The sequence below is a fragment of the Streptomyces sp. NPDC026417 genome, assembly GCF_055567695.1.
In genome coordinates this window covers 160,269-183,516 of sequence record NZ_JBVHPY010000005.1, presented here as the reverse complement: position 1 = coordinate 183,516, position 23,248 = coordinate 160,269, and the positions used below count along the sequence as shown (strand labels likewise).

Here is a 23,248-nt window from a genome sequence, read left to right as displayed (position 1 = left end):
CCGGTCCATGGTCACTCCGTACGGTCAGACGGGGAAACCCGGGAAAGGGTTGCACAACGCAGTGTGCCCACCGCGTGGAGCGATGGGCACACTGCGTGACCGGCGAGCTGCGGCGGATCCGCGCTCACCTGCGATTTCAGCCGAAGATGTCGTACTGCTGGTAGCCCGTGCCGATCGAGATCCTTGTGGCAAAGATCTCCGACGTGGCCTTGCCCGTGCCCTTGTACAGGTAGAGCGTGCCGCCGGGGGTGCGGGCCAGGAAGTCGGCCCTGCCGTCGCCGGTCACGTCACCGGGGGCGTCGAAGGCGTTGTAGCCGCTCCAGGTGCGCACCTTGATGCGGGAGGAGAACGCTCCGGTGCCGGCCTTGCCGGTGCCCTTGTACAGGTAGACGTACGAGCCGCTCTTGCTGCGGGTGATCAGGTCGGCCTTGCCGTCACCGGTGAAGTCGCCGTGGCCGCGCACCGAGTTGTACTGGTTCCAGCCGGTGCCCACCTGGACGCGGGTCGAGAAGGAGCCGGTGCCCTTGCCGGGGTAGATCCACAGGGCGCCGGCCGAGTCGACCGAGAGCAGGTCGGGCAGGGCGTCCCCGGTGACGTCGCCGGGGGCGACGATGCGGGTGCGGGTCTTCCAGTTGTCGAAGATCTGCTTGGTGCCCCAGGTGCCGGTGGCCGGCACGTAGTGCAGCCAGAAGACGTCGCCGTCGGCGCTGCGGCGGATCACCAGGTCCTGGTAGCCGTCCCGGTCGAGATCGGCCTGCAGGATGACGTTGACGCCGCTCCAGTCGCCCCACGACTCGCGCGCCGCGAACGACGTGCCCTTGGAGTCCTTCTCGAAGCCCTCCTCGGAGGAGTCCTCGCGCAGGAACAGGTCGGCCTTGTCGTCGCCGCTGAGGTTGGTGTCCTCGACGCGCGGATAGGCGGCGCCCGCGTAGGTGCTGACCTTGGAGAAGACGCTGTACGCGCCTTCCTCGACGCAGTCCTTCACGCCCCAGGAGACGACGCCGACGATGCGGCCGTTCACGACGAGCGGGCCGCCGGAGTCACCGTTGCAGGCGGAGGTGGTGCCGGTGTCGCTGCCGGTCGCCGGCTTGCCCGCGCAGACCATGTGGCCCTTGACGAAGTCGCTGCCGTAGTAGCCGGCGCAGGTGCTGTCCGACTGGATCGGCAGCTGCGCCGTCTTCAGCGTCTCGGAGATGTCCTCGGTGGTGGAGGTGGTGCGGCCCCAGCCGTAGAGGGTGGCCTCGGTGCCGGCCGCGTACGACGCGGTGTCACCGGACGTCGTCATCCTGATCGGCTTGGCCGCGATCGGGTTCGGCAGCGTCAGGACCGCGATGTCGTTGTCGATGGTCGCGTCGCTGTACGAGGGGTGGTCCCACTGGCGCCAGACGCCGGAGACGGTGCCGCCGTGCAGGTCGGTGTCGTCCGCCTCGTCCGTCGTCGGCAGCTGCGAGGTGCCGGTGATGACGGCGCCGTTGGCGTGCCAGTCGTAGCCGTCGACGCAGTGCGCGGCGGTGAGGATCTTCGTCGGCGAGATCACGGCGCCGCCGCAGAAGAAGCCGAGGTCGTCGCTCTCGCTCGATGTGCCCTGGTCGTCGTAGTACCAGAGCTGCGCCATCCACGGAGCGGACGTGATGGTGGTCTCGGTGCCACCGATGATCTTCGGGTCGATGCCCGAGGCGGTGGTGCCGGCGCTGAGCGAGGCCTTCTTCGGCGTCTCGCCGGCCGTGTCGTCACCGGCGACCGCGCCGGCCACCCGCTCCGTCAGCTCGGCGAGCGTCGCCGAGCTGGTGGCGGGCTTGACGGTCGGCTTCGGCAGCGCGGTGGCGGCGTCGGCGGACGACATCAGCATCGCTCCGGCGACGACGGCGGCCAGCGAGGCAGCCGCCACGGGCACGGCTATGCGGATCCGGCGTCTGTGACGCCCGGCTCCGGACAGGGTGGTGCTCACTCAAGTCCCCCCACAGAGTCAAGAGTTGAGAGGCCGAAGCGTCGTCGAACAATAATCGAAGACTTCTTCGACTCAAGATGAAGTCGCGATCGTACCCCGGCCCCCGGCACCACAGAGGGCCGCCCCCGTCACTTGCGTGACGGGGGCGGCCCTCGGCGTTCGTGCGGCTGACGTCAGTCGTTGCCGTTGCCCGGCGACGGCGTCGTCTTCTGGATCTGCAGCAGGAACTCGGCGTTCGACTTCGTCTGCTTCATCTTGTCGAGAAGCAGCTCGATCGCCTGCTGCTGGTCGAGCGCGTGCAGCACCCGGCGCAGCTTCCAGGTGATGGCGAGCTCGTCGCTGCCGAGCAGGATCTCTTCCTTACGGGTGCCGGACGCGTCCACGTCCACCGCCGGGAAGATGCGCTTGTCGGCGAGCTTGCGGTCGAGCTTGAGCTCGGCGTTGCCGGTGCCCTTGAACTCCTCGAAGATCACCTCGTCCATGCGCGAGCCGGTGTCGACCAGCGCGGTGGCCAGGATGGTCAGCGAGCCGCCGTCCTCGATGTTGCGCGCCGCACCGAAGAAGCGCTTCGGCGGGTAGAGCGCGGTCGAGTCGACACCACCGGACAGGATGCGGCCGGAGGCGGGCGCCGCGAGGTTGTACGCACGGCCCAGACGCGTGATCGAGTCGAGCAGGACGACGACGTCGTGACCCAGCTCCACCAGGCGCTTGGCACGCTCGATGGCGAGCTCGGCGACCGTGGTGTGGTCCTCGGCCGGACGGTCGAAGGTCGAGGAGATGACCTCGCCCTTGACCGACCGCTGCATGTCGGTGACCTCTTCCGGACGCTCGTCGACCAGGACGACCATCAGGTGGCACTCGGGGTTGTTGTGCGTGATCGCGTTGGCGATCGCCTGCATGATCATGGTCTTGCCGGTCTTCGGCGGGGCCACGATCAGACCGCGCTGGCCCTTGCCGATCGGCGCGACGAGGTCGATGATCCGGGTCGTCAGCACGCCCGGGTCCGTCTCCAGGCGGAGGCGGTCCTGCGGGTACAGCGGCGTCAGCTTGTTGAACTCCGGTCGGCCGCGGCCGTGTTCGGGCGCCATGCCGTTGACGGAGTCGAGGCGGACGAGCGCGTTGAACTTCTCGCGACGCTCCCCCTCCTTCGGCTGACGGACCGCGCCGGTGATGTGGTCACCCTTGCGCAGGCCGTTCTTGCGGACCTGGGCGAGCGAGACGTACACGTCGTTCGGCCCGGGCAGGTAGCCCGAGGTGCGGATGAACGCGTAGTTGTCGAGGATGTCCAGGATGCCCGCGACGGGGATCAGGACGTCGTCGTCGGCGACCTGCGGCTCGTTGGCGCCGAACTCGTCACGGCCACGACGGCCGCGGCGGTCGCGGTAACGCCCCCGGCGGCCGCGGCGGCCACCCTCGAAGTCGTCGTCGTCCTGGGGGCCGTTGTCCCGCTGCTGCCGGTCCTGGCGGCCGCCGCCCTGCTGCTGGCGGTCCTGCCGGTCCTGGCGCTGCTGACCGCCGCCGCCCTGGCCGCCGCCCTGCTGCTGGTCGTCGCCCTTGCCCCGGCCACGGTCGCGGCCACCGCGGTCCCCACGCTCACCGCGGTCGCCCCGGTCCCGGTCGCGATCGCGGCGGTCACGGCGGCCCTGACGGCCCTCGGCGCCCTCGCCGTCGACGGAGGCCTCGGCCTTGGGCTCGCTCTTCGCCTCGGCGGCGACCGTCTCGGGGGCACCCGCCTCGGCGGTGGCCCGGCGCCGGCGGCGCTCGCCCGCGGGGGCCTCGTCTCCCCCGCGCTCGGCTTCGCCCGCACGGGAGGGGCCGCCGGCCGGCTGGCCGGGGATCTCGATCTGCTGCTGGGCCACGGCCTTCTCGGCGGCCTTCTCGGCCTTCTCCGCCGACTTGTCGGCGGTCTTCGCGGCGGGCGCGGACTCGTCACCCGTGCGCGCCTTGGACGTGGCGCGGCGCTTCGGCTTGGTCTCGGCGGTGTCGGCGGTCTTCGCCGCGCCTCCCCCGGCCTGCGCCTCCTTGATGACCTCGATCAGCTGGCTCTTGCGCATACGCGCGGTGCCCCTGATGCCGAGGCCGGATGCGACCTGCTGCAGCTCGGCCAGCACCATGCCGTCGAGGCCGGTGCCACGGCGCCGCCGGGAGCCGGCACCGGTGGCAGGCGCGGAGGCGTCCGTGGCGGGCGCGGCAGCGGTCTCCTCGACACGTGCGCCCATCAGATCGGTGGTGTCGCTCACGAAGGGTCCTTCCCTGGAGCGGACGTCGGCCTGTCTGGCTCGGCGACCGGTTGTGCTGTCCGGCTTTGGTCCTGTCTCTGTGGACCGTGCCGGGGCGGTGGTCCGCCAAAGCGGCGGAAGAGATATCTGGTGATGACGATTCCCGGAGCCGTGGCACTCGGTGCCTGTGTCAGGCGGCTCGGTCACGCCGGTTCCGGAGCGTGCTCGGCAAACCGCTCAGTGTCCTCGTACGAGGTACGAAACACGGTGCGGCTTGGGAGGCTCCCGGAAGAATGGTTGTCCCGAACGGGGACACGAAGCACCTCGCCATGGCTGGGTCGGGTGCAGACTTGAGGTTAACACTACCGGATCCAACAAACATTCCCCCTCTCGAAATCCGGCAACCGTGACTCCTAATGGGCGCCGGTGGGTGCGAGCGGCAGCACGCTCGCCCCCTGTGCGTCGAGGTCCAGCCGGTTCGCGGCCCAGCCCTCGCCCGCCAGATGGGCGACCTTGTCCGCGCTCGCCTCGTCCGCCAGCGCCAGGACCGTGGGCCCCGCGCCGGAGATCACCGCGGGCACGCCGTCGGCCCGCAGCCGCTCCACCAGGGCGGCGCTCTCCGGCATGGCCGGGGCGCGGTACTCCTGGTGCAGCCGGTCCTCGGTGGCGGGCAGCAGCAGCTCCGGGCGCCTGGTCAGCGCCTCGACGAGCAGTGCGGCGCGGCCCGCGTTGGTGGCGGCGTCGACGTGCGGCACGCTGCGCGGCAGCAGTCCGCGCGCGGTCTCGGTGAGGACCGCCTTGCCGGGCACGAAGACCACCGGAACGACGGAAGGGGCGGGATCCATCCTGATCGCCCGGGCGGCGCCGCTCTCCATCCAGGACAGGGTGAAGCCGCCGAGGAGACAGGCCGCGACGTTGTCGGGGTGGCCCTCGATCTCGGTGGCGAGTTCGAGCAGCGCCGTGTCGTCGAGCCGGGTGTCGCCGCCTATGGTCACGGCACGCGCGGCGACGATGCCCGCGCAGATGGCGGCCGACGAGGAGCCGAGGCCGCGGCCGTGCGGAATGCGGTTGGCGCAGACGATCTCAAGGCCGCGGGGCTGCCCGCCCAGCAGGTCGAAGGCGGTGCGCAGGGAGCGTACGAGCAGGTGGTTCTCGTCGCGCGGAAGCGTTTCGCTTCCCTCGCCCGCGATGTCGACGTGCAGCCCGGAGTCGGCCACCCGGACGACCACGTCGTCGTACAGCCCCAGTGACAGGCCGAGGGCGTCGAAGCCCGGGCCGAGGTTGGCACTGGTGGCGGGGACGCGCACCCGGACGGCGGCGGCGCGGAAGGCTGGACCGGCCATCGCTCGATGACTCTCCTTGAGCTGCGTGATGTACGAGATGTCGATGAACTGCGATACGTGCGCAGGACCCCAGGGCCGCGGGCGCGGCGCGGCTCCGCGGCATATGCGGCGGGCGGGTTCGGTACAGCCTATCGAAGGAAGGTTCTGTGGCGACATAGGGCGCACGGGAGGCGCACGATGCGTGTCGTGAGCCCTGCGTGCACCCGCAGTCGGGTGCCCCCGCATCCCGCCCTCCGAGGCCGGTGGGAGACCGGGAGGCGACCGGCGCCGAGGCCGTTGGGAGTACCCGGACGCGACCGGCGCCGAGGCCGGTGGGAGACCCGGAGGCGACCGGCGCCGAGACCATCGGAAAGCCCGGAGGCGATCGGCGCCGACGTGGGTGGGTCGTCCGGCCGGGAGCATCCCCCGTGTACCCGCAGGGGTCCCGCCCGCGCCGGCGCCATACGAGCGGGAGGCGCTTCACCTGCACCGGTGGCAGCACCTCCCGGGGCGGGGGGAGAGTCGGCTTCCGCCGGCCCTCCCCGTCGTCCCGCACATCCGCTCCGGACGGGGCGGCCCGCCCGGACATCGGGGCCGGAGTGCCGGACCCGCGTCCTACGCGAGGCCGAGCCGCTCGGCGGCCGTGACCGCGTCCACCGGAACGGTGACCGGCTGCGGGGCACCCGCGACGGCCCAGTCCGGGTCCTTGAGCCCGTTCCCGGTCACCGTGCAGACGATCCGCTGGCCCGGGTCGACCAGACCCTGCTCGGCTGCCTTCAGCAGACCGGCGACGGACGCGGCGGAGGCGGGCTCGACGAAGACGCCCTCCTGCGCGGCCAACAGCCGGTAGGCGCGCAGGATCTCACGGTCCGTCACCTCGTCGATGAGGCCGCCCGACTCGTCCCGCGCGGCCAGCGCGAACTGCCACGAGGCCGGGTTGCCGATACGGATCGCGGTGGCGATGGTCGACGGGTCCTTGACCACCTCGCCGCGCACGATGGGCGCGGAGCCGGAGGCCTGGAAACCCCACATGCGGGGAGTCCGCGAGGCGATCCCGTCACCGGCGTACTCGCGATAGCCCTTCCAGTACGCCGTGATGTTGCCCGCGTTGCCCACCGGGAGGACGTGGATGTCGGGCGCGTCACCGAGCATGTCGACGATCTCGAACGCGGCGGTCTTCTGACCCTCGATACGCACCGGGTTGACCGAATTGACCAGCGCCACCGGGTAGTTGTCCGAGAGCGAGCGGGCCAGCGTCAGGCAGTCGTCGAAGTTCCCGTCGACCTGGAGGATCTTGGCGCCGTGCACGAGGGCCTGGCCCATCTTGCCGAGCGCGATCTTGCCCTGCGGGACGAGAACGGCGGAGACCATCCCGGCCCGTACGGCATAGGCGGCCGCCGAGGCCGACGTGTTGCCGGTGGAGGCGCAGATGACCGCCTTCGCGCCCTCCTCCTTGGCCCGCGTGATGGCCATGGTCATGCCGCGGTCCTTGAAGGACCCCGTCGGGTTCGCGCCCTCCACCTTGAGGTGGACCTCGCAGCCCGTGCGCTCGGAGAGCACCTGCGCCGGGACGAGCGGCGTACCGCCCTCCCGGAGCGTCACGACCTCAGTGCTGTCGGAAACCGGCAGCCGGTCCCGGTACTCCTCGATGATTCCGCGCCACTGGTGGGTCATTGCTGGTTACTCTCCTTCAACCCGCATGATGCTGGCGACACCCCGCACGGTGTCGAGGCTGCGCAACGCCTCGACGGTCCCGTTCAGGGACGCGTCGGACGCGCGGTGGGTGACCACGACGAGAGAGGCATCGCCGCCTCCGTCTTGTCGGCCCTGCTGGCGCACGGTGTCGATGGAGACCCCGTGCTCGGCGAAGACGGTCGCGACCTGGGCGAGCACGCCCGGTTTGTCCGCCACGTCGAGACTGATGTGGTAGCGCGTGACGACCTCGCCCATCGGCGAGACCGGCAGCTGGGTGTACGCGGAGTCCCCGGGCCCGGTCGCCCCGCCGAGCCTGTTGCGGCACACCGCCACGAGGTCGCCGAGCACGGCGGACGCGGTCGGCGCACCGCCCGCTCCGGGCCCGTAGAACATCAGCTGGCCCGCGGCGTCCGACTCCACGAAGACGGCGTTGTACGCGCCGCGCACCGAGGCCAGCGGGTGGCTCAGGGGGATCATCGCGGGGTGCACTCGCGCCGTGACGGACCCGCCGTCGGCCGCCCGCTCGCAGATGGCGAGCAGTTTGATGGTGCAGCCCATCCGCCGCGCCGAGGCGAAGTCGGCGGCGGTCACCTCGGTCATGCCCTCGCGGTACACGTCGTCGAGGCGCACGCGCGTGTGGAAGGCGATTCCGGCGAGGATCGCGGCCTTGGCGGCGGCGTCGAAGCCCTCGACGTCGGCGGTGGGGTCCGCTTCGGCGTAGCCCAGGGCGGTGGCCTCGTCGAGGGCCTCCTGGTAGCCGGCTCCCGTCGAGTCCATCTTGTCGAGGATGAAGTTGGTGGTGCCGTTGACGATGCCGAGCACCCGGTTGACCTTGTCGCCGGCGAGCGACTCGCGCAGCGGCCGGATCAGCGGGATGGCACCCGCGACGGCTGCCTCGTAGTAGAGGTCCCGGCCGTGCTGCTCGGCAGCGGCGTGCAGGGCGGCGCCGTCCTGGGCGAGCAGGGCCTTGTTGGCCGAGACGACCGACGCGCCGTGCTCGAAGGCGGTGGTGATGAGCGTGCGGGCCGGCTCGATGCCGCCGATGACCTCGACGACGACGTCGATGTCCCCGCGCTTGACCAGTGCGGTGGCGTCGGTGGTGACCAGGGCCGGGTCGATGCCCTCGCGCACCTTGGAGGGCCGCCGCACGGCGACACCGGCCAGCTCCACGGGGGCGCCGATGCGCGCGGTGAGGTCGTCCGCGTGCGTCGTCATGATGCGCGCCACCTCTGAGCCGACAACCCCACAGCCCAGCAGCGCCACCTTCAGCGGACGCGTACGCATCATCCGACCTCGTTTCCTCATACCGTCACGGTGGGACCAGTCTCACTCACCGGACGGGGGTTTCTATCCGTCGTCCGGATCGTGAGATGTCTATTTCATTTTCCTGGGCGGCGGACGCAGGAGATCTTGCGCCCGCCCGCGGGCCTCCCAGGAGGGGTCAGCCGACGTCGAGACGCAGCAGGTCCTCCTCCGTCTCCCGGCGGACGATCACCCGCGCCTCGCCGTCCTGCACCGCCACGACCGGCGGCCGCAGCGCGTGGTTGTAGTTGCTCGCCATCGAACGGCAGTAGGCGCCGGTGGCCGGCACCGCGATGAGATCACCGGGCGCGAGGTCGGCGGGCAGGAACGCGTCGCGGACCACGATGTCGCCACTCTCACAGTGCTTGCCCACGACGCGGACGAGCATCGGCTCGGCGTCACTCGTGCGCGACACGAGCGAGACGCTGTATTCCGCGTCGTAGAGCGCGGTCCTGATGTTGTCGGACATGCCCCCGTCGACGGAGACGTACGTCCGCAGGCCCTCCAGCGGCTTGATGGTGCCGACCTCGTACAGCGTGAAGGCCGTCGGCCCGGCGATGGCGCGGCCCGGCTCGACCGAGATGCGCGGCGTCCGCAGCCCGGCCGCCTCGCACTCCCGCGTGACGATCTCGCCGAGCGCCTTGGCGATCTCGTGCGGCTCGCGGGGGTCGTCGTCGCTGGTGTACGCGATGCCGAGGCCGCCGCCGAGGTCGATCTCGGGCAACTCGATCCCGTGCTCGTCCCGCACGGCGGCCAGCAGGGCGACCACCCTGCGGGCGGCGACCTCGAAGCCGGCCATGTCGAAGATCTGCGAGCCGATGTGCGAGTGGATCCCGACCAGTTCGAGCCCGTCGAGGGTGAGCGCGCGCCGTACGGCCTCGGCGGCCTGCCCGTCCGCGAGCGCGATCCCGAACTTCTGGTCCTCGTGCGCCGTGGCGATGAACTCGTGCGTGTGGGCCTCGACGCCGACGGTCACGCGGATCTGCACCCGCTGCCGCTTGCCGAGGCTGTCGGCGATGTGCGCGACCCGGACGATCTCCTGGAAGGAGTCGAGCACGATGCGCCCGACGCCGCTCTCGATGGCGGCGGTGATCTCGCCGACCGACTTGTTGTTGCCGTGGAAGGCGATCCGGTCGGCGGGCATCCCGGCGGACAGCGCGGTGGCGAGCTCTCCGCCGGAGCAGACGTCGAGGTTCAGCCCCTCCTCGTGCAGCCAGCGGACCACGGCACGCGACAGGAAGGCCTTGCCGGCGTAGAAGACGTCGGCGTCGTGCCCGAAGGCCGACCGCCAGGCACGCGCCCGCGCCCGGAAGTCGGACTCGTCGACGATGTAGGCGGGCGTGCCGAACTCCTCGGCGAGCGTCTTGACGTCGATACCGCCGACGCTGAGGGCACCGTCCGTCGTACGCGTCACGGTCTGCGCCCACACCTTGGGGTCGAGCGCGTTGAGGTCGGTCGGCGGGGCGCTGTAGTGGCCCTCGGGAAGCACATCGGCGTGACGGGGCCCGGCGGGGTGTGCGGAACGGCTCATTCTTCTCTCACAGGTAGTCAGGGGCACTGATGCCGAGCAGGGACAGGCCGCCGGCCAGCACCGACCCGGCGGCTTCGGCGAGCGCGAGCCGGGCACGGTGGGCGGCCGAGGGTTTCTCGTCCCCCAGCGGCAGCACGGTGTGCTGACAACCGAGAACGGCGTCGGCGACGACGACGAGATGCCGGGCGAGCCGGTCGGGCGCGTACTGGACGGCGGCGGCGCGCAGAGCCGGGGGGTGGTCGGCGAGGGCGCGCACGAGCGGGGCGGTGGCGTGCGCCGCCTGCGGGTCACCCGGATCACCGGCAAAGCCCAGGCGGGCGGCGTTGCGGGTGAGCGCCCGGGTGCGGGCGTGGGCGTAGTGGACACGGAAGAGGGGATTGGCCGCGTGCTGCACGAGATGGTCGGCGCTGACCCGGGGCCGGTCGTGCCCGGCCGGATGAAGCAGCGCCCATCGCGCGGCGTCGGCACCGAGGGGGGTGGGGTCCTCGGGGGCGGGAACGGGGCGGAGATCGACCAGGATCGGACCGACGGGGGCGTCGCTGGCGGGGGCTTCGCTGGCGGGGCAGGCGCTGTCTCCGGGGCGGGCGCCGTTGCCGGCGGGGGCGTCGCTGGTGGGGGCTTCGCTGGCGGGGCGGGCTACGTCGCCGGCGGGGGCTTCGTCACCGGTGCGGGGAGCGTCCGGGGCGGGCGCGCGGTGCAGTACCTCGGCACGGCCGCCCTGGGTGGCGACGATCCGGACGAGGGTGTCGGCGACGACCTCCGCACGGATGTCGTACGGGATCCGGAACCGCAGGACCTGCCCGGCGAGGGCGTCCCCGTGGCCGTACTCACCGCTCCGGATCTCCCGTACGAGGGCGGCGACGGGGTCGGCGGCCCGGTCGAGGCGGATGTTCAGGAACCCCGGCCCGGTGATCTCGACGCCGGCGACACCGTCGGTACGGGTGAGGTGGGCCCGCAGGATCTCGGCCACCTGCCGGGGCGGCCGGCCGGCGGGGCGCGCCAGCTGCAAGGCGATGTTGGTGGCGTAGTCCCCGCATCCGCCGGGGCCGGGCACGGTCACGACCGCCCGCGCGGGCACGTCCACCCTCAGCTCCCCCACGTCCACAGCACGACGCACCGCGCGCAGCACGGTACGGGAGAGCTCGACGGGGGTCACGGGACAAGCGTAGGGGAGGAGGGGGGTACGGAAGCGAGCCGGTTTACCGAAGGGTCCGGGATGTGGACGGGGTGGGGTGGGAGGGGGCGGTTGCGCGGGCCCGGGGTGGGGTGCCCGGGCCGGGGGCTTGAACCGGCGAGGTGGTGGCGGCCGGGGACCGGGCCGTCCCGGGCTGTCGGTGTGCGGCCCTCGGCGATCGTCAACGACGGACGGTCGACGGACCACGGACAGCTGACGGCTGACGGCTGACGGCTGACGGCTGACGGCTGACGGCGGGAACCGTGAATCACCCGGCTGAGGTCCCCCACCGCCAGCCGACTGAAGCCCTACGGGCTGCGGGCTGCGGGCTGCGGGCTGCGGGGGGCTACGGGCTACGGGCTACGGGCTACGGCTGACGATCGACGAATAGGAGGGACGGCTCGACGGCTAGGTGCCGGTGCGGCCGGCGCGCTCGGGGTCGCCGGTGCCGCCCTGGGCACTGCCGAAGGGGGCGGAGTGGGGGCCGACGGGGCTGCCGGCCTCGACCGCACGGTCCATCAACTGCCTTACGACCCGAACGAGTTCGGCAGGCTCGAAGGGCTTGGCGAGGAAGGCGTCGACACCGACATCGAGTCCGGTCTCGACCTCGTGGTGAGTGCAGGCGCTGACGATGGCGAGGGGCAGATTGCGGGTCCGGGGATCGGCACGGAGCCGGGCGGCTGTCCGCAACCCGTCGAGGCGGGGCATGACCACGTCGAGGGTGACGACGTCGGGGCGCACTTGGTGCACGACGTCCAGGCATTCGGCACCGTCGGCAGCGGTCACGACCTCGATGCCCTCCAGCTCGAGGTTGACCCTGATCAGCTGCCGGATGACCTTGTTGTCGTCCACGACAAGGACCCGACCGGACGCGCCTGGCACAACTCGAGAGTAGGTCGGCGCCCACCGCCGCGTCCGGGTTTTCCCGACTTCCACCCCCTGAGGGTGGCCGCGCCCAGTTCAGGGCCCCGACTCCCCGCGGAAACCTGTTCATGGCACCCCCTACCGAGCTGGTAGGGTTCTACCCGTCGCCGCACACACCGCGGCCGACACGCCCCCGTAGCTCAGGGGATAGAGCAACGGCCTCCGGAGCCGTGTGCGCAGGTTCGAATCCTGCCGGGGGCACCCCTCATGAGGTGCCCAAAGACCCCGTCACCAGCGGAAACGCTGAGGCCGGGGTCTTCGCGTTTCTACGGCCCTGCGCAGCCGTATGCCGCCCTGAGCGGCCCTATGTCGGCGTCTGTGGACTATTCGTGGACAGGATCTTGGAGCGTTTTCCCTGGTCAGTCCCCACAAACGACGAAGGCCCCCGGAAAGGTCCAGGGGCCCAGCGTAGGAGGCGACGCGCGCATCGTTCAGACGTACTCGTTCAGCAGGTCCTCGATACGGCGGTTGGCCACCTCCTGACGCCCGTCCAGACACTTCGCGTAGCGGCCGAGCAGGACCTCAACACTGTTGCCCGCCCGTTCGGCGACCTCGGTGGGGTCGACTCCGGCGTTGAGCCACGTCGACAGAGCGGAGTGGCGAAGGTCGTACGGCCGCCGTGCCAGAGGGGAGGCCACCGCGGCCGGCGGAAGCGCCAGCGTCCGGGCTTTCTGCCAGGCCCGCCAGTACGTGGAGGAGGCGACCACTCCCCCGCCCTCGCTGTAGAAGAGGCGGCCGTCAGCGGCGATTCCGAAAGCGTCGAGGTGCTCGCGGAGTATCGCGACGAGCTGGGGCGGGAGTGGGACGCGACGCACGTCCTCGGCCGGTCGGTTCTTTAGCCCGCGGTCGTCATGGCTGTCGCCGGAATCCGTCCACTGTTTGCCGACGCTCGGACGCGTGCGGTGTAGGAGGGCAGTCCCCCAGCTCTGCTCAGGCAGCGTGAGGTCAGCTTCGGCTAGACCGACCGCTTCGGCAGGCCGCAGGCCGGCGAAGTACATGCAGGCGAAGAGTCCGACCAGGCGGCGCCCCCGGGCCCTGCGATAGCCGCCGACGTAGGACACGGCGTGGAGCAGTGAGACGGCCTGCTGGGGATTCACCACAACGCGGGGATCCACTTCGCTGGACACCTTGGGTTTCTGCCAACGCACGGCGGTGAGCGGATTCTCCCGGAATTCACCGAGGTCAACTGCGTAGTGCAGGGCGTTGACGAAGGTGCGCCGCTTGCGGCGTACTGTCTCGGCCGCAGCAGATTTCCCATCAAGACGAATCTTGAACGAGTCGAGCACCTCACGCGCCGTCACGGGATCGGCCAAGTCATTCAACGGCCGCGACGCCTTGGCGATCCAATGCAGAGTGTTCGCGACCTCCGTAGGCACCTCCCGCTCAGCCGGCGCGGGGAGGACAAACGCCCAGTTCCGTAGGGCGGCCCTGATCAGAGGGGCACTCGGCCGTCCCGGGCGATCGTCGAGAAGCGCGATCGTCACCGCGGTCAGCGATTCATTGATCCCGTCGCGGGTGTTGGGCGCGGCATGCGGCCATTTCATCGCCAGGTACCTCCGGGCGAAGTCGTACCAGGTCAACTCAGCTTTTGCCTCGGTCATCGAGTCCGGAAGGCCCGTACCGTCGTCGAATTCCTGGCCCTCCCGGGCGGCGTGCATGAGCTTGGTGCGGTAGTGATCCGCCAGCGCCTTGGTCCGGAAGGTCTCCGAGAAAACTGAGCCGCCAACGGACCATCGGACGTTATAGGAAGGCCGTTTCGAGGCGCGCTTGCGGACTCCCCAGATCTTCACGTCGAGAGACTTCACGCGGCTTCCTCCCGCTCGCGCAACCACGCGGTGAAGTCGCTTCGCCAGATCCTCAGTTCACCGTTGGGCAGCTTAAGCGCTTTCGGGGCTTGGCCTAGTTCCCGCCAGCGGTAGAAGGTGCGCCGGGAGACTCTCCCCAACTCGTTGAGGATCTCGGGAACGGTCATCAGTTCGTCCCTCATTGGTGCGCTCCTTCCACGACTAGCTGGTCTTGCAGGGCTTCGCGTGCGGTCTCGCGGTTGAGTTGGATGTCGCGGCGGATGCTGGCGGCGAGCCAGGATTCGCCGGGGGTGTAGCCGTGGCCGGCGTAGGTCCAGTGCGCGAGCACGAGGGTGGTCGCCTCGGGGTTGTCGTCGGGGTCGGGCAGGCCGAGGGCTTGGCGTTGCAGGGCTGCGCGGTAGTCGGCGCGGACCTGGCGGAGGGCGCTGAGGGTGGTGGAGTAGCGGCGGGATTTTGTGGAGAAGTGGCCGCGGAAGCCGAGCATGTGGGCCCACTCCCGCAACTTCCGGTCCGGGTAGAGGGCGTGGAGGTCGAGGCAGGCTTCGATCAGCCGGCGGGGATGCTCGGGCACGTCGAGGAGCACGAGGGCTTCCTTGTTGCCGATCCGGCGGTCTACGGTGCCGGTCGTCTCAGCGGCTTTCGTCGCGTATTTGGCCACGTAGGACGCCACGGCAAGTTCGGTGATCTCTTCGCCCTGGCCGAAGGCGCCGATCGGCTGGACGTCGAGTTGCGTGCCCCAGCGCAGGGTGCGGGCCGGCTCGTCACCGGCGGGAGGTACGTCAACGGCGACGCGGGCAGCAGCGGCATGGATGGCGTCCGTGAGCAGGGCCAGCGTCGCCCAGGCCGGCGGCGGGGTGTCGGGTCCCTCGGGTCCGTCGAAGCGGATCACGGCATGGAAGTGCACGGCGCCACGCTTTTGATATTCGGCGACCTTGCCGAAGGACAGCCTGGACTGTTCCCGGGCATCTTTCTGCGTGAGGCCGGCGCGCTTGGCGATCTCGCGACGGAGGTAGATCGTGAAGTAGCGCCACAGGTCGGAGGCGTGGTTGTTCCACAGCACCGCGCCCGCGTAGTCGTAGCGGTCCGGGTCGAGCGGGGTGCCCAGTTCCGGTGCGTCCTCACCGTGGCGGATACCGCAGCGGCAGGGCCGGGTGCCGGGCCGGTTGTGGACGGGACCGAAGCTCGGGGCGGTGAGGGTGGCGAACACGCGCGGGTGGTCGCGGATGGTATAGGGCGTGCCCTTATCGGGGTCTCCAGTGAGGCCGGCGCGGATCAAGTGGTAGGTGTCGCCGGCGTAGGTCCAGGCACACGAGGGGCAGCGCGAGGCACGACGGTTACCGCACGCGATGCGGAGCATGCCGCCAGGCTCTTCATCGGTGTTGTAGTAGTGCAGGACGGTCTGGGTCGTGGGGTCGATGGTCTTGGTTCCACCGGTCAGGCGAATGGGGTCGGAGCATCCTCCGGTGCGGCGGATCTGTTCCTGCCAGCGGTCGAAGTCGGCGGAGCCGGCCACCCTCAGCACGTCGGCGAGGGTGGCCGTGTCCAGGCCCGCCATGGTGGCGGTGTCGGTCACGCGGGAGCTCCCGTCTGTGCGGGGAGTCCGGCTAGGACGCGGGTGCGCCAGCCCAGGGCGTAGTCGAGGCAGTTAGCACAGTTCTTGTGGGTGTGGCCGGGCAGGGGCGGGCGGCGGCGGGCGTGATAGCTCCAGGCCGCGCTGTCAGAGGAGGCCAGCAGGTGGCCGACCTTGCTTAGACCCAGGGTCTTGAAGCCGAAGCCGTGCAGGTTGTTGAGGCCGTGTGCAGCCACGACGGTGACGATTTCAGCGCCCTCGCGGGTGGACTGGCGGCGGCAGACGGAGCCCAAGCCGACGACCGGTTCGGTGGCAAGGTTGACTCCAGCGCGGTCGTAGAGGGTCAGGCAGTGCTCGTAGTCGGCAACGGTCTTGCCCTGCACGACGGGGGCAATCCGTAGGTCAGGGGCAAGCGAGCGCAGTTCGAGGAAGTTCGCGACCGTGCGCCGCTGGTGTTCACGCACGCTGAGGTGGGTGCCAGCGAAAGTGAGCGGGCCAGCCGTCCCGCCGTGGACGATGAGGTCCTCACACATCCAGTCCTGCGGGGCAGCCCAGTCGTAGGGGCCTACGTGCTCCCAGATGCGCCGCAGGTCCTGCACGTACTGGCGTGGGGTGCGGGTCCAGCGGCCGTAGCGCTGGAGCTCCGTGAAGCCGCCGGAATCGATCGCGTACCGGCCAAGCGCGGGGTGCAGTTTTACGGCGCTGGTGAAGTGCTCGGACTTCAAGAACAGCGGCACCTGCGTGAGCCGGACCCAGTGACGCTTGTGGGTTGTCAGGTAGAACCTCACTGGTCCTCCCCCTTCACCGGGTGCCGGTCGATCCACTCCTCCGCGCACACCTTGTGGACGGGCTTGCCGTTGTCCGAGCGGAGCGGGGTGGGCTTGGTGCAGATCACGCACGGCTGGTCGCCGCTGTGGTCGAAGTGCTCCGGGGAGCGCCAGTCGAGGAGAGCCACGGCGATCACCGCCCCGCTCGGGTGAGGGCAAGGCCGGAGATGGTGTGGCCGGTGCCCTTGCATGTCGGGCAGGCGACGGGAACTGTCTCGCGGGAGTCGTCCGGGTGACGCTGGCCGGTGGTGATGGCCACAACGGGGAAGCCGTCGCAGTCCCGGCAGACGGGCACGTTCGGAGGGTGCTGAGGCATGATGAGAGAGCCCTTTCGGGTCGAAAGATCGGGAAGAGGTCAGGCCGTCCGGGGCGGGCGATACTTGGCGGTTGAGACCGCCCCGGAGGGCTTCATGAACGTTTGCTGCGGCCGAGCGTGTAGCTGAGTCCGCCGGTGGCGGACAGGACCGCGACGGCCGCGCCGGCGACGACGTGGGCGACGAAGGCGATCACCAGCAGGACCGTCACCGTTCCGGCGGTGACCAGCAGGGTGAGCACGATCGGGCCTTTGTAGGAGCGCGGGGCTTCCTGCACGATCACGACCTTGCGCAGGTCCGTACCGGGCGGGATCTGCCGGTAGAGGTCGGCGGGGATGTGACCGGCGCGGAACTGTTCGTCAGGCAGTTGCACGGGTCGGCCCTCCTCAGGTCGCGCAGCGGTGGGTGCGGGCGGCGAGTTCAGCGGCCGAGCGGTCGCCGTGCTCGGTGGAGAAGCCGCAGTTCGGGGCGGTGCACGCGGCCGTGTGCTTGGTCTGGCCGCGTCCGTTGTTGAAGGTGCCGACCTTGACGGGGCCGATGCGGATCACGTCGTAGAAGCGGTTCGGGCGCACGGGATCTACCTCCTTGTCTGTCAGGCGAGTTGGGCGACGATCGCGCCGGCCAAGTCATTCGTGATGCCGAGTCGGGCGCGCAGGGTGGCGGTGTCGATCTCCGTGCCGGTGCGGGCGCGGTGCTCGGCCGCGATCTTCCGGGCGTGATCCACCAGAGCCGGGGGAACAGCCGGAAGGCTCGCTTTCGGCAGCGCGGGCACCGGGGCAGGCTCGGGGATCTCGGGAACCGAGTCGGGCACCTCGGAGCGTTCGACCACAGGACCCGGCACGGGCACCGGCCGGGGATCAGGCTCCGAGACGGGCACTGGACGGGCGGGCGTGTGGGCGAGGAGCGTGCCGCCGAGGAAGGCCAGCGCGGGCCAGCCGGCCACCAGGATGCGCAGCCAGTCCGGCACGTGCTCCAGGTCCAGGAGCCCGGCGGTGGCGATGTTCGCGCCGAGCGAGGCGACCAGCGCGACGAGGAACCACAGCCAGGCCAGGGCGGAGCGTTCGGTGCGTAGCCGGCGCCACACGGCGACGAGCAGCAGGTCTACCGAGATCGGGTAGGCCCAGGCTTTCCAGCCGTCCTGTCCGGCAGCGGCAGCAAGGTCGTGCAGGTGGGCGAAGGACAGCGCACCGGCAATCACGGCCTGAACGAGAACGGCATCGGGGCGGATCGAGCGGAACACGGATCTTCACCTCCTTCGCGGGGATCAGGCCGGGGCGGGGCGGGGAAGCGTGTCCGGCCGCCCGGCCCTGGCGGGTTCAGTCGTCGGCGGGTGCTTCGCCAGAGCCCCAGCACGTGAGGCACACGGCGGCTTGCCGGTGGTCGGTGGCGCGACCCTTGCGGGCACCGACGCGCACGGTTTCGGTGATCTCGCCCTTGCCGTCGCAGTCCGGGCACTTCACCGTCTGCGGCTTGGCGGACTTGCGTGCCATGAGCGGTCTCCCTTTCGGTTTTCGGCATGGGCCGGGTAGGGACCTGGCGCGAGACGGTCACGCCGACCGAGGGTGCGAGAGGGTGCTAGTCCGTGACCGGGCGGGGCCGCACGAGCGGCGGCGCAGCGGGGATCGGCGGGACGATCTGAGCGACCGGGCGGAACGGCGCCAGGAACGGCAGCTCCGGAGTCAGGTGCGCGAACTCACGGCACACAGCCGCCGCCTCATCCGCCGTGATGGCCGGGGTGCGGATGCGGGACCAACCACCGGACGTGTCGCCGGCCACCGCGACACCGGGACGGTTCGCCGGAATCATCGTGGCCGCGAGAACCGCCTCGGGAGAGATGTCGGACAGGCCCATGTCCGCGCTGGCCTTGTCGTTGACGCGGTGCACCACACGGCCCGTGAGCTGGGCCCGCAACGCGGTTGCACCCTTGCCCTGGTCGGAGCCGAAGCGCTGCCCGCACACCTCCAGATAGATGCCGATCGCACGAGCCATCTGCCCCAGCCGCACGAGCTGCATGACCACCCGGTCCCGCTCCGCCTCATCCTTCTTGGAGATCACGAAGAACAGCTCCGCCACCTCATCGATCAGCACCACCAAAGGCACCGGACGAACGTGCTCAGGCAACTCCCACAGGTCCGAGACGCCGTAGAGGGAGAGCAGGTCGAAGCGCTCTTCCATCTCCGTGACCAGGGCGTCGATCAGGCGGCCGGCTGAGACGAGATCAGTGGCCAACGCCGACAGGCGGGGCGCGTAGCGGCCGTGCTCGACACCGCGCTTGCAGTCGATACCGACCAGGCCGACCGGGAGCTGTGCCAGCTCTTTGATCAGGTTGCGCTGATACATGGACTTGCCGGACTGGTTCGCGCCGAGGGTCAGCGCGTGCGGGACCTCGCGGTAGTTCCGCTCGAACACCCCGCCGTCCTCGCGCATCGCTACCGGGACGACCAGGCCGTGAGGCTTGGCCTTACGGGGCATCTGAACCCGGTTGAGGACGTCATAACCCGTCATCCGGAGCTCCACGAAGCCGGGCTTGGTCTCCCTCACCATCACCGAGCGGACTCCCCAGGCGTGGCGAAGACGCTCGGAGGACGCGGCGATATCGGCGGGCTCCAAGCCGGCGGGCAGGCGCAGCGTGACCCGCAGACCCGTGGACGTTCCCCGCACTCGGCGGACCTTGGGCGCCACCGGCCGCACCTCACGGCGAACCACATTGCGGGCGACGAAAGCACGTAACCGGGACGGCTGAACCGTCAGACCGCACACGTCCATCGTGGACCGATAGGTCCAGGTGAACCGACCCCAGGTGACCGGCAGGCCGACCAGCGACCAGTACACCCGCGGAGCGTTGTACTTCGCGTAGCCGAGCCCACCGGCACCAGCAGCGGCGCCGCCCAGTTCGAACCAGGTAGCGATGTCGTTCATGGTCAGGCCGCCGGGGTGATCGCGACCGCGCGGAACGAGATCCCGTGCCGCTTCTGGCCGTTGAACTCGTTCTCCCAGTCCCGCGCCTTCAGGCCGTGCACCTTGACGGGCGTACCCGGCACGAGGTTCTCCGGGTAGCCGTTCTCCGGGACGGTCACCTGATAGAGGTTGCCCTCCCCCTCGTCCGAGACCAGCAGGCCCACCGTGGACAGCCCCAGGCTCGGGTTGTCCCGGTCCATGGCCCGCTCACCAGTCTTCTTGTTCGCCATCTTCGGTTCCGGCGCGGTCGCCACGAACACAATGGCGGTCGAAAGGTCAATCTTGAATGACGGCATGAGCACTCCCTGTTTGCAGCTTTTGGAGCAGCCCAAAGAAGGCCATTCCTTCCAGCTGTCCTAGGACTGCGGTGGGCTTGGTGCGACTCTGGCACGCAGTCCCAGGACTGTCAACAGTCCTGGGACTGTGCTTGACTAGACGGGTTGAAAGGAGTCATGCAATGGCGCCCAAGTGGCGGGAGCTGGCGGACAAGCTGGCTGAACAGATCAAGAGGGGTGAGTACGCCCCCGGCCAGCAGCTCCCGCAGATCAGGGAGCTGGTCGCAGCGGGCGAGGGCAGCAAGTCCACCGTCCATCAGGCCTACAAGGCGCTTGAGGCCGAAGGGCTAGTGACGTCATCTCGCGGTCACGGAACCGTGGTGCGTGAGCGAGTGCCTCTTAAGCGACTCGGCATCGCCAGGTACGACAAGGCCAAGTGGCGGGACGGTGACGAGGTCGCTTTCATCGCGGACCGTGTGGCTTCCGGACGGGCATACCGCCGGAACGAGCAGACCCAGACGGTCAGCCGCGTCGTAGCGCCCCCGGAGGTAGCAGCTGCCCATGGCCTGCCGGAAGGTGCCGAGGTATACGCCCGCGCACGGTTGGTCAAGGAAGGCGATCAGCCGACGCACACGTTGACCAGCTACTACCGGCCTGAGCACGTTGAAGGCACGCGACTGGTGGATCCCACGCCCGGGCCCGCCGGCCGAGGCGGCGGATTTCGTGTGCTGTACGACGCGGGTTACGAGATCGATCACATGAGGGAGCGACTGTTCGCCCGTGCCGCCACGCCGGATGAGGTGAAGCAGCTCCAGCTGCCGCCGGGCGAACCGGTGGTCGAGTTGCATCGGACGACTTTTACGACCGCGGGCATCGTCGTGGAATTCGCCATCGGGGTGCACGCGGCATCACGCTTCGCGTGGGAGTACGACTTCAAGGTGCCCGACTCAGCGAAGGGCAGTGAGGGGTAGCAGTGATCGCGACACAGGATTGGGCAGACGCCCGGCGCGTATGGGACTACCACCAGATGGGTCACTCACCCCGGCCGTGCTCGGTTGCCATCGGGCTCGGCAGCCACGACCTGGGAGTGGCCGACACGGCAGTGGACCTGTACAAGCGCGGCATGGCTCCCCTACTCCTGTTCACCGGTGCCACCAGCCCCACGACACGGGAACGCATGCCCCGCGGTGAAGCGGTCCACTACCGCGAGCGTGCATTGGAACTCGGTGTCCCCAGTACGGCCGTTCTCGTGGAGCCTCGCGCTCGCAACACGGGTGAGAACATCCGCTTCTCGCGAGAGCTCTTGGAAGAGGCCGGCATCGAGGTGTCCTCGGTGCTCATGATCAGCAAGCCGTACGAGGAGCGGCGGGCGTACGCCACCGCACGCAAGCTCTGGCCCGAAGTCGATATCGTCAGCGCTTCCACTCCGATGACGCTCGACCAGTACGTCGACTCCATCGGCGACGCCCGCCTAGTGATCGACATGCTGGTCGGTGCCCTTCAGCGCCTGATGATCTATCCGGAGCAGGGCTTCATGATCAGTCAACCGGTCCCCGCCGACGTGGCTGATGCGTACGAGCGCCTGTGCCGAGCCGGATTCACGAGCCGACTCATGGCCACCGACGCGCCTTCGGCTTGATCCGAGCAAGAGCGAGAGCTGTTACAGGTTTCTCTACCTCATCAAGGCTCGCTGCGCTCGCTGGTCCGGCGACCCTCAGCGCTCGTTGATCATCGCCAACCCGACCGCCGACCCACTGCCCGAGCGCATCAATGGCCGCGCCAGGCCCTCACGCCGCTGCCACCACGATCCGGCCTCACGAGGCGAAAGCCCCAACGGCAACTCGTACCCAAGAGCCCGCTACCGGGACCACCTCGCACCCCTTTCCACCCGGTTGCCTACTTCCTGTAGGTCGGATCAAGACCCGAGGGCCGCCTCACCTGTCTTCGCCACCGGCCGCACGTCGCCGCCCGTCCGTCGCCGCACGCAGCGGCCACATTCCAACACGGGCACGGGGACGGAGGGTGAGCCAGCAGCGGTGCAGGTCAAAGACACCTTGTGTTACTGCAAGAGGCCGGATCGCGGTGACACCGGCATGCGGGCCAGCGCCTGCCAGATGCGCGGGCGTTCGTACGGCCCGCTGATCCCGCACCAGGCCACCGACCATACGGCAGGCGCGGCCCTGAGAGGGGATAACCCTGCCGTGGCTGCACCGCATAGGTCAGCCGTTGGGTTCAAGACGATGCCTCCGGCGGGGGATCGGCCGGCACCGGGATGGAGGGGGCGCCGTTCCCGGCCGCGGGCGTGTAGTGGCGTGCGCGGGGTGCTCCCATCCCGTCCACCGTCGACCCAGGCAGAGCCGAGCAGACGCGGCCCAGGGCGTCCAGGTCGTTCGTACAGTGGCGCGCTCCACCTGGACGCCCTGAACCACGCCCGCTCCACGGTGTGTGGGTCGACGGCGGACGGGATGGGAGCCGGGGAGGGTTGTGGTGCAGCGGACGCGGCTGACGTCGCCGCTTCAGTTCTCAGACGAGTCTGCTTCGGCGTGCTCGGCAAAGACCTCGCGTGCCACGGCGTAGCTGTCAAACGCGCGAGCCACACCCGCGTAGACGGCCATCTGGATGAAGGCTTCGACGATCTCCTCTTTGGTCACGCCATTGTGCAGAGCGATACGCAGCTGGCCCCGGAGCGGCTCGAGGATGCCCAGGCTCGCCGTAATGGTGACCGAGATGAGTGCGCGGGTGCGGAGGTCGAGATGCTCGCTGCGAGTCCATGCGTCATTGAAGGCGTGTTCGGTCGCGATCCGTGTGAAGTCGTAGGCGTTGTCAGGTTCCGTCGGCCTAGGATCGACATACGGCGCCAGGCTGAAACCAAGGATCTTTTCGGCGTTGTTCAGAGCGCGCGTGTAGTCAGCGTCGTGTTCCGTCATGGCGCCATTCTGCGCGCTGCCGACCCAAGGGCATTGGACCGGCACGACGCTCGAATTAGTCCACTATGTTGGATTTGTCAAGAGCGCCCCTTTTCGCTGACACCAGTACCTGACACCAACGAGGCTGGACAGCAACGGACACCGCCGAACCTCGACGGACAGCTAGTCAAGGCGGGAGATGAGTTGGCCGACGTTCAGGGGCGCCATGATCGACCTGATATGGATGAGGCCAGACCTCAACGCCTGCATCCAGCGCGGACGCTGTGCTCACTGGTGGCTGGTGCCCGTCGGCTTAACTCAGCCATTGAGACTCCACCGACCCCATTCCATGCGGGCCCAGCCGGTGATACAAGGGAGCCTCCGTTGTGGCTATCAGCCGTAGGGGTTAGGGGGCAGCATGAAGTGTCAGTGCAGCCAAGGTCATCGAGGTCGCAAAACGCATCGGTGTGAGGGAGAC

General features: G+C 69.7%; 22 protein-coding genes and 1 tRNA gene. 3 read left to right on the top strand and 20 right to left on the bottom strand.

Going from position 1 to position 23,248, the window contains the following annotated elements; genetic code table 11:
- Positions 1-136: 136 nt before the first annotated feature.
- From ACZ4NT_RS10410 to ACZ4NT_RS10375, 8 genes are all read right to left on the bottom strand, one after another.
- Entirely contained in the window at positions 137-1,948 is a 1,812-nt protein-coding gene (locus tag ACZ4NT_RS10410) for a trypsin-like serine protease (protein WP_467724674.1), read from the bottom strand.
- Between the two features lie 173 nt (positions 1,949-2,121).
- Positions 2,122-4,188 carry a transcription termination factor Rho gene (rho, locus tag ACZ4NT_RS10405; protein ID WP_467724672.1) on the bottom strand — a complete coding sequence of 689 codons (2,067 nt, stop codon included), beginning with the start codon at positions 4,186-4,188 and terminating at the stop codon, positions 2,122-2,124.
- 392 nt (positions 4,189-4,580) lie between these two features.
- Positions 4,581-5,510 carry a homoserine kinase gene (thrB, locus tag ACZ4NT_RS10400; RefSeq protein ID WP_121405983.1) on the bottom strand — a complete coding sequence of 310 codons (930 nt, stop codon included), beginning with the start codon at positions 5,508-5,510 and terminating at the stop codon, positions 4,581-4,583.
- Positions 5,511-6,104: 594 nt separating this feature from the next.
- Positions 6,105-7,163: a threonine synthase gene (gene thrC, locus ACZ4NT_RS10395; RefSeq protein WP_121405982.1), complete on the bottom strand. Its 1,059-nt coding sequence runs from the start codon at positions 7,161-7,163 to the stop codon at positions 6,105-6,107.
- 6 nt (positions 7,164-7,169) lie between these two features.
- A complete protein-coding gene (locus tag ACZ4NT_RS10390) occupies positions 7,170-8,468 on the bottom strand; it encodes a homoserine dehydrogenase (protein ID WP_121406443.1) in 1,299 nt (432 codons plus the stop codon).
- A gap of 157 nt (positions 8,469-8,625) precedes the next feature.
- Positions 8,626-10,017 carry a diaminopimelate decarboxylase gene (gene lysA / locus ACZ4NT_RS10385; protein ID WP_467724670.1) on the bottom strand — a complete coding sequence of 464 codons (1,392 nt, stop codon included), beginning with the start codon at positions 10,015-10,017 and terminating at the stop codon, positions 8,626-8,628.
- A gap of 7 nt (positions 10,018-10,024) precedes the next feature.
- Positions 10,025-11,173 carry an ArgS-related anticodon-binding protein NrtL gene (nrtL, locus tag ACZ4NT_RS10380; RefSeq protein ID WP_467724669.1) on the bottom strand — a complete coding sequence of 383 codons (1,149 nt, stop codon included), beginning with the start codon at positions 11,171-11,173 and terminating at the stop codon, positions 10,025-10,027.
- 426 nt (positions 11,174-11,599) lie between these two features.
- Positions 11,600-12,127: a response regulator gene (locus ACZ4NT_RS10375; protein WP_467724667.1), complete on the bottom strand. Its 528-nt coding sequence runs from the start codon at positions 12,125-12,127 to the stop codon at positions 11,600-11,602.
- Positions 12,128-12,244: 117 nt separating this feature from the next.
- On the opposite strand from ACZ4NT_RS10375, the gene ACZ4NT_RS10370 reads away from it, so the two are divergent.
- Positions 12,245-12,316 (top strand) — tRNA-Arg (locus ACZ4NT_RS10370).
- Between the two features lie 230 nt (positions 12,317-12,546).
- On the opposite strand, the gene ACZ4NT_RS10365 is transcribed toward ACZ4NT_RS10370, so the two are convergent.
- The 11 genes from ACZ4NT_RS10365 to ACZ4NT_RS10315 all read right to left on the bottom strand — a co-directional run bounded on the left by ACZ4NT_RS10365 (position 12,547) and on the right by ACZ4NT_RS10315 (position 19,885).
- The gene (locus ACZ4NT_RS10365) at positions 12,547-13,920 is read right to left on the bottom strand and encodes a tyrosine-type recombinase/integrase (RefSeq protein WP_467724665.1); all 1,374 of its coding nucleotides are present in this window, start codon (positions 13,918-13,920) and stop codon (positions 12,547-12,549) included.
- Positions 13,917-14,102, bottom strand: a complete 186-nt coding sequence (locus ACZ4NT_RS10360) for a helix-turn-helix transcriptional regulator (RefSeq protein ID WP_467724664.1) — start codon at positions 14,100-14,102, stop codon at positions 13,917-13,919. The genes ACZ4NT_RS10365 and ACZ4NT_RS10360 overlap by 4 nt, the downstream gene beginning before the upstream one ends.
- Complete coding sequence (gene repSA, locus ACZ4NT_RS10355; RefSeq protein WP_467724663.1) at positions 14,099-15,493, bottom strand: replication initiator protein RepSA; 1,395 nt, start codon at positions 15,491-15,493, stop codon at positions 14,099-14,101. Before repSA ends, ACZ4NT_RS10360 begins: the two co-directional genes overlap by 4 nt.
- Positions 15,490-16,278: a deazapurine DNA modification protein DpdA family protein gene (locus ACZ4NT_RS10350; protein WP_467724661.1), complete on the bottom strand. Its 789-nt coding sequence runs from the start codon at positions 16,276-16,278 to the stop codon at positions 15,490-15,492. The genes repSA and ACZ4NT_RS10350 overlap by 4 nt, the downstream gene beginning before the upstream one ends.
- Positions 16,275-16,445 (bottom strand): hypothetical protein, encoded by a 171-nt coding sequence (locus ACZ4NT_RS10345; RefSeq protein ID WP_467724659.1) that lies wholly within the window; start codon positions 16,443-16,445, stop codon positions 16,275-16,277. The genes ACZ4NT_RS10350 and ACZ4NT_RS10345 overlap by 4 nt, the downstream gene beginning before the upstream one ends.
- A 280-nt stretch (positions 16,446-16,725) precedes the next feature.
- A complete protein-coding gene (locus ACZ4NT_RS10340) occupies positions 16,726-17,004 on the bottom strand; it encodes a hypothetical protein (RefSeq protein WP_467724658.1) in 279 nt (92 codons plus the stop codon).
- 13 nt (positions 17,005-17,017) lie between these two features.
- Positions 17,018-17,203: a mobile element transfer protein gene (locus tag ACZ4NT_RS10335; protein ID WP_467724657.1), complete on the bottom strand. Its 186-nt coding sequence runs from the start codon at positions 17,201-17,203 to the stop codon at positions 17,018-17,020.
- Positions 17,204-17,223: 20 nt separating this feature from the next.
- The gene (locus ACZ4NT_RS10330) at positions 17,224-17,871 is read right to left on the bottom strand and encodes a DUF2637 domain-containing protein (RefSeq protein WP_467724655.1); all 648 of its coding nucleotides are present in this window, start codon (positions 17,869-17,871) and stop codon (positions 17,224-17,226) included.
- 76 nt (positions 17,872-17,947) lie between these two features.
- Positions 17,948-18,121: a hypothetical protein gene (locus ACZ4NT_RS10325; RefSeq protein ID WP_467724653.1), complete on the bottom strand. Its 174-nt coding sequence runs from the start codon at positions 18,119-18,121 to the stop codon at positions 17,948-17,950.
- Between the two features lie 85 nt (positions 18,122-18,206).
- On the bottom strand, positions 18,207-19,550 hold the full coding sequence (locus ACZ4NT_RS10320) for an FtsK/SpoIIIE domain-containing protein (protein WP_467724651.1): 1,344 nt from the start codon (positions 19,548-19,550) through the stop codon (positions 18,207-18,209).
- A 2-nt stretch (positions 19,551-19,552) separates the two neighbouring features.
- Positions 19,553-19,885 carry an SCO3933 family regulatory protein gene (locus tag ACZ4NT_RS10315; RefSeq protein ID WP_467724650.1) on the bottom strand — a complete coding sequence of 111 codons (333 nt, stop codon included), beginning with the start codon at positions 19,883-19,885 and terminating at the stop codon, positions 19,553-19,555.
- Between the two features lie 161 nt (positions 19,886-20,046).
- On the opposite strand from ACZ4NT_RS10315, the gene ACZ4NT_RS10310 reads away from it, so the two are divergent.
- Together ACZ4NT_RS10310 and ACZ4NT_RS10305 are read left to right on the top strand one after the other, a co-directional pair.
- Positions 20,047-20,835: a GntR family transcriptional regulator gene (locus ACZ4NT_RS10310; RefSeq protein WP_467724648.1), complete on the top strand. Its 789-nt coding sequence runs from the start codon at positions 20,047-20,049 to the stop codon at positions 20,833-20,835.
- A gap of 2 nt (positions 20,836-20,837) precedes the next feature.
- A complete protein-coding gene (locus ACZ4NT_RS10305; protein WP_467724646.1) occupies positions 20,838-21,503 on the top strand; it encodes a YdcF family protein in 666 nt (221 codons plus the stop codon).
- A gap of 877 nt (positions 21,504-22,380) precedes the next feature.
- Here ACZ4NT_RS10305 and ACZ4NT_RS10300 read toward each other — a convergent pair.
- The gene (locus ACZ4NT_RS10300; protein ID WP_003975062.1) at positions 22,381-22,791 is read right to left on the bottom strand and encodes a carboxymuconolactone decarboxylase family protein; all 411 of its coding nucleotides are present in this window, start codon (positions 22,789-22,791) and stop codon (positions 22,381-22,383) included.
- Between the last annotated feature and the right edge of the window lie 457 nt (positions 22,792-23,248).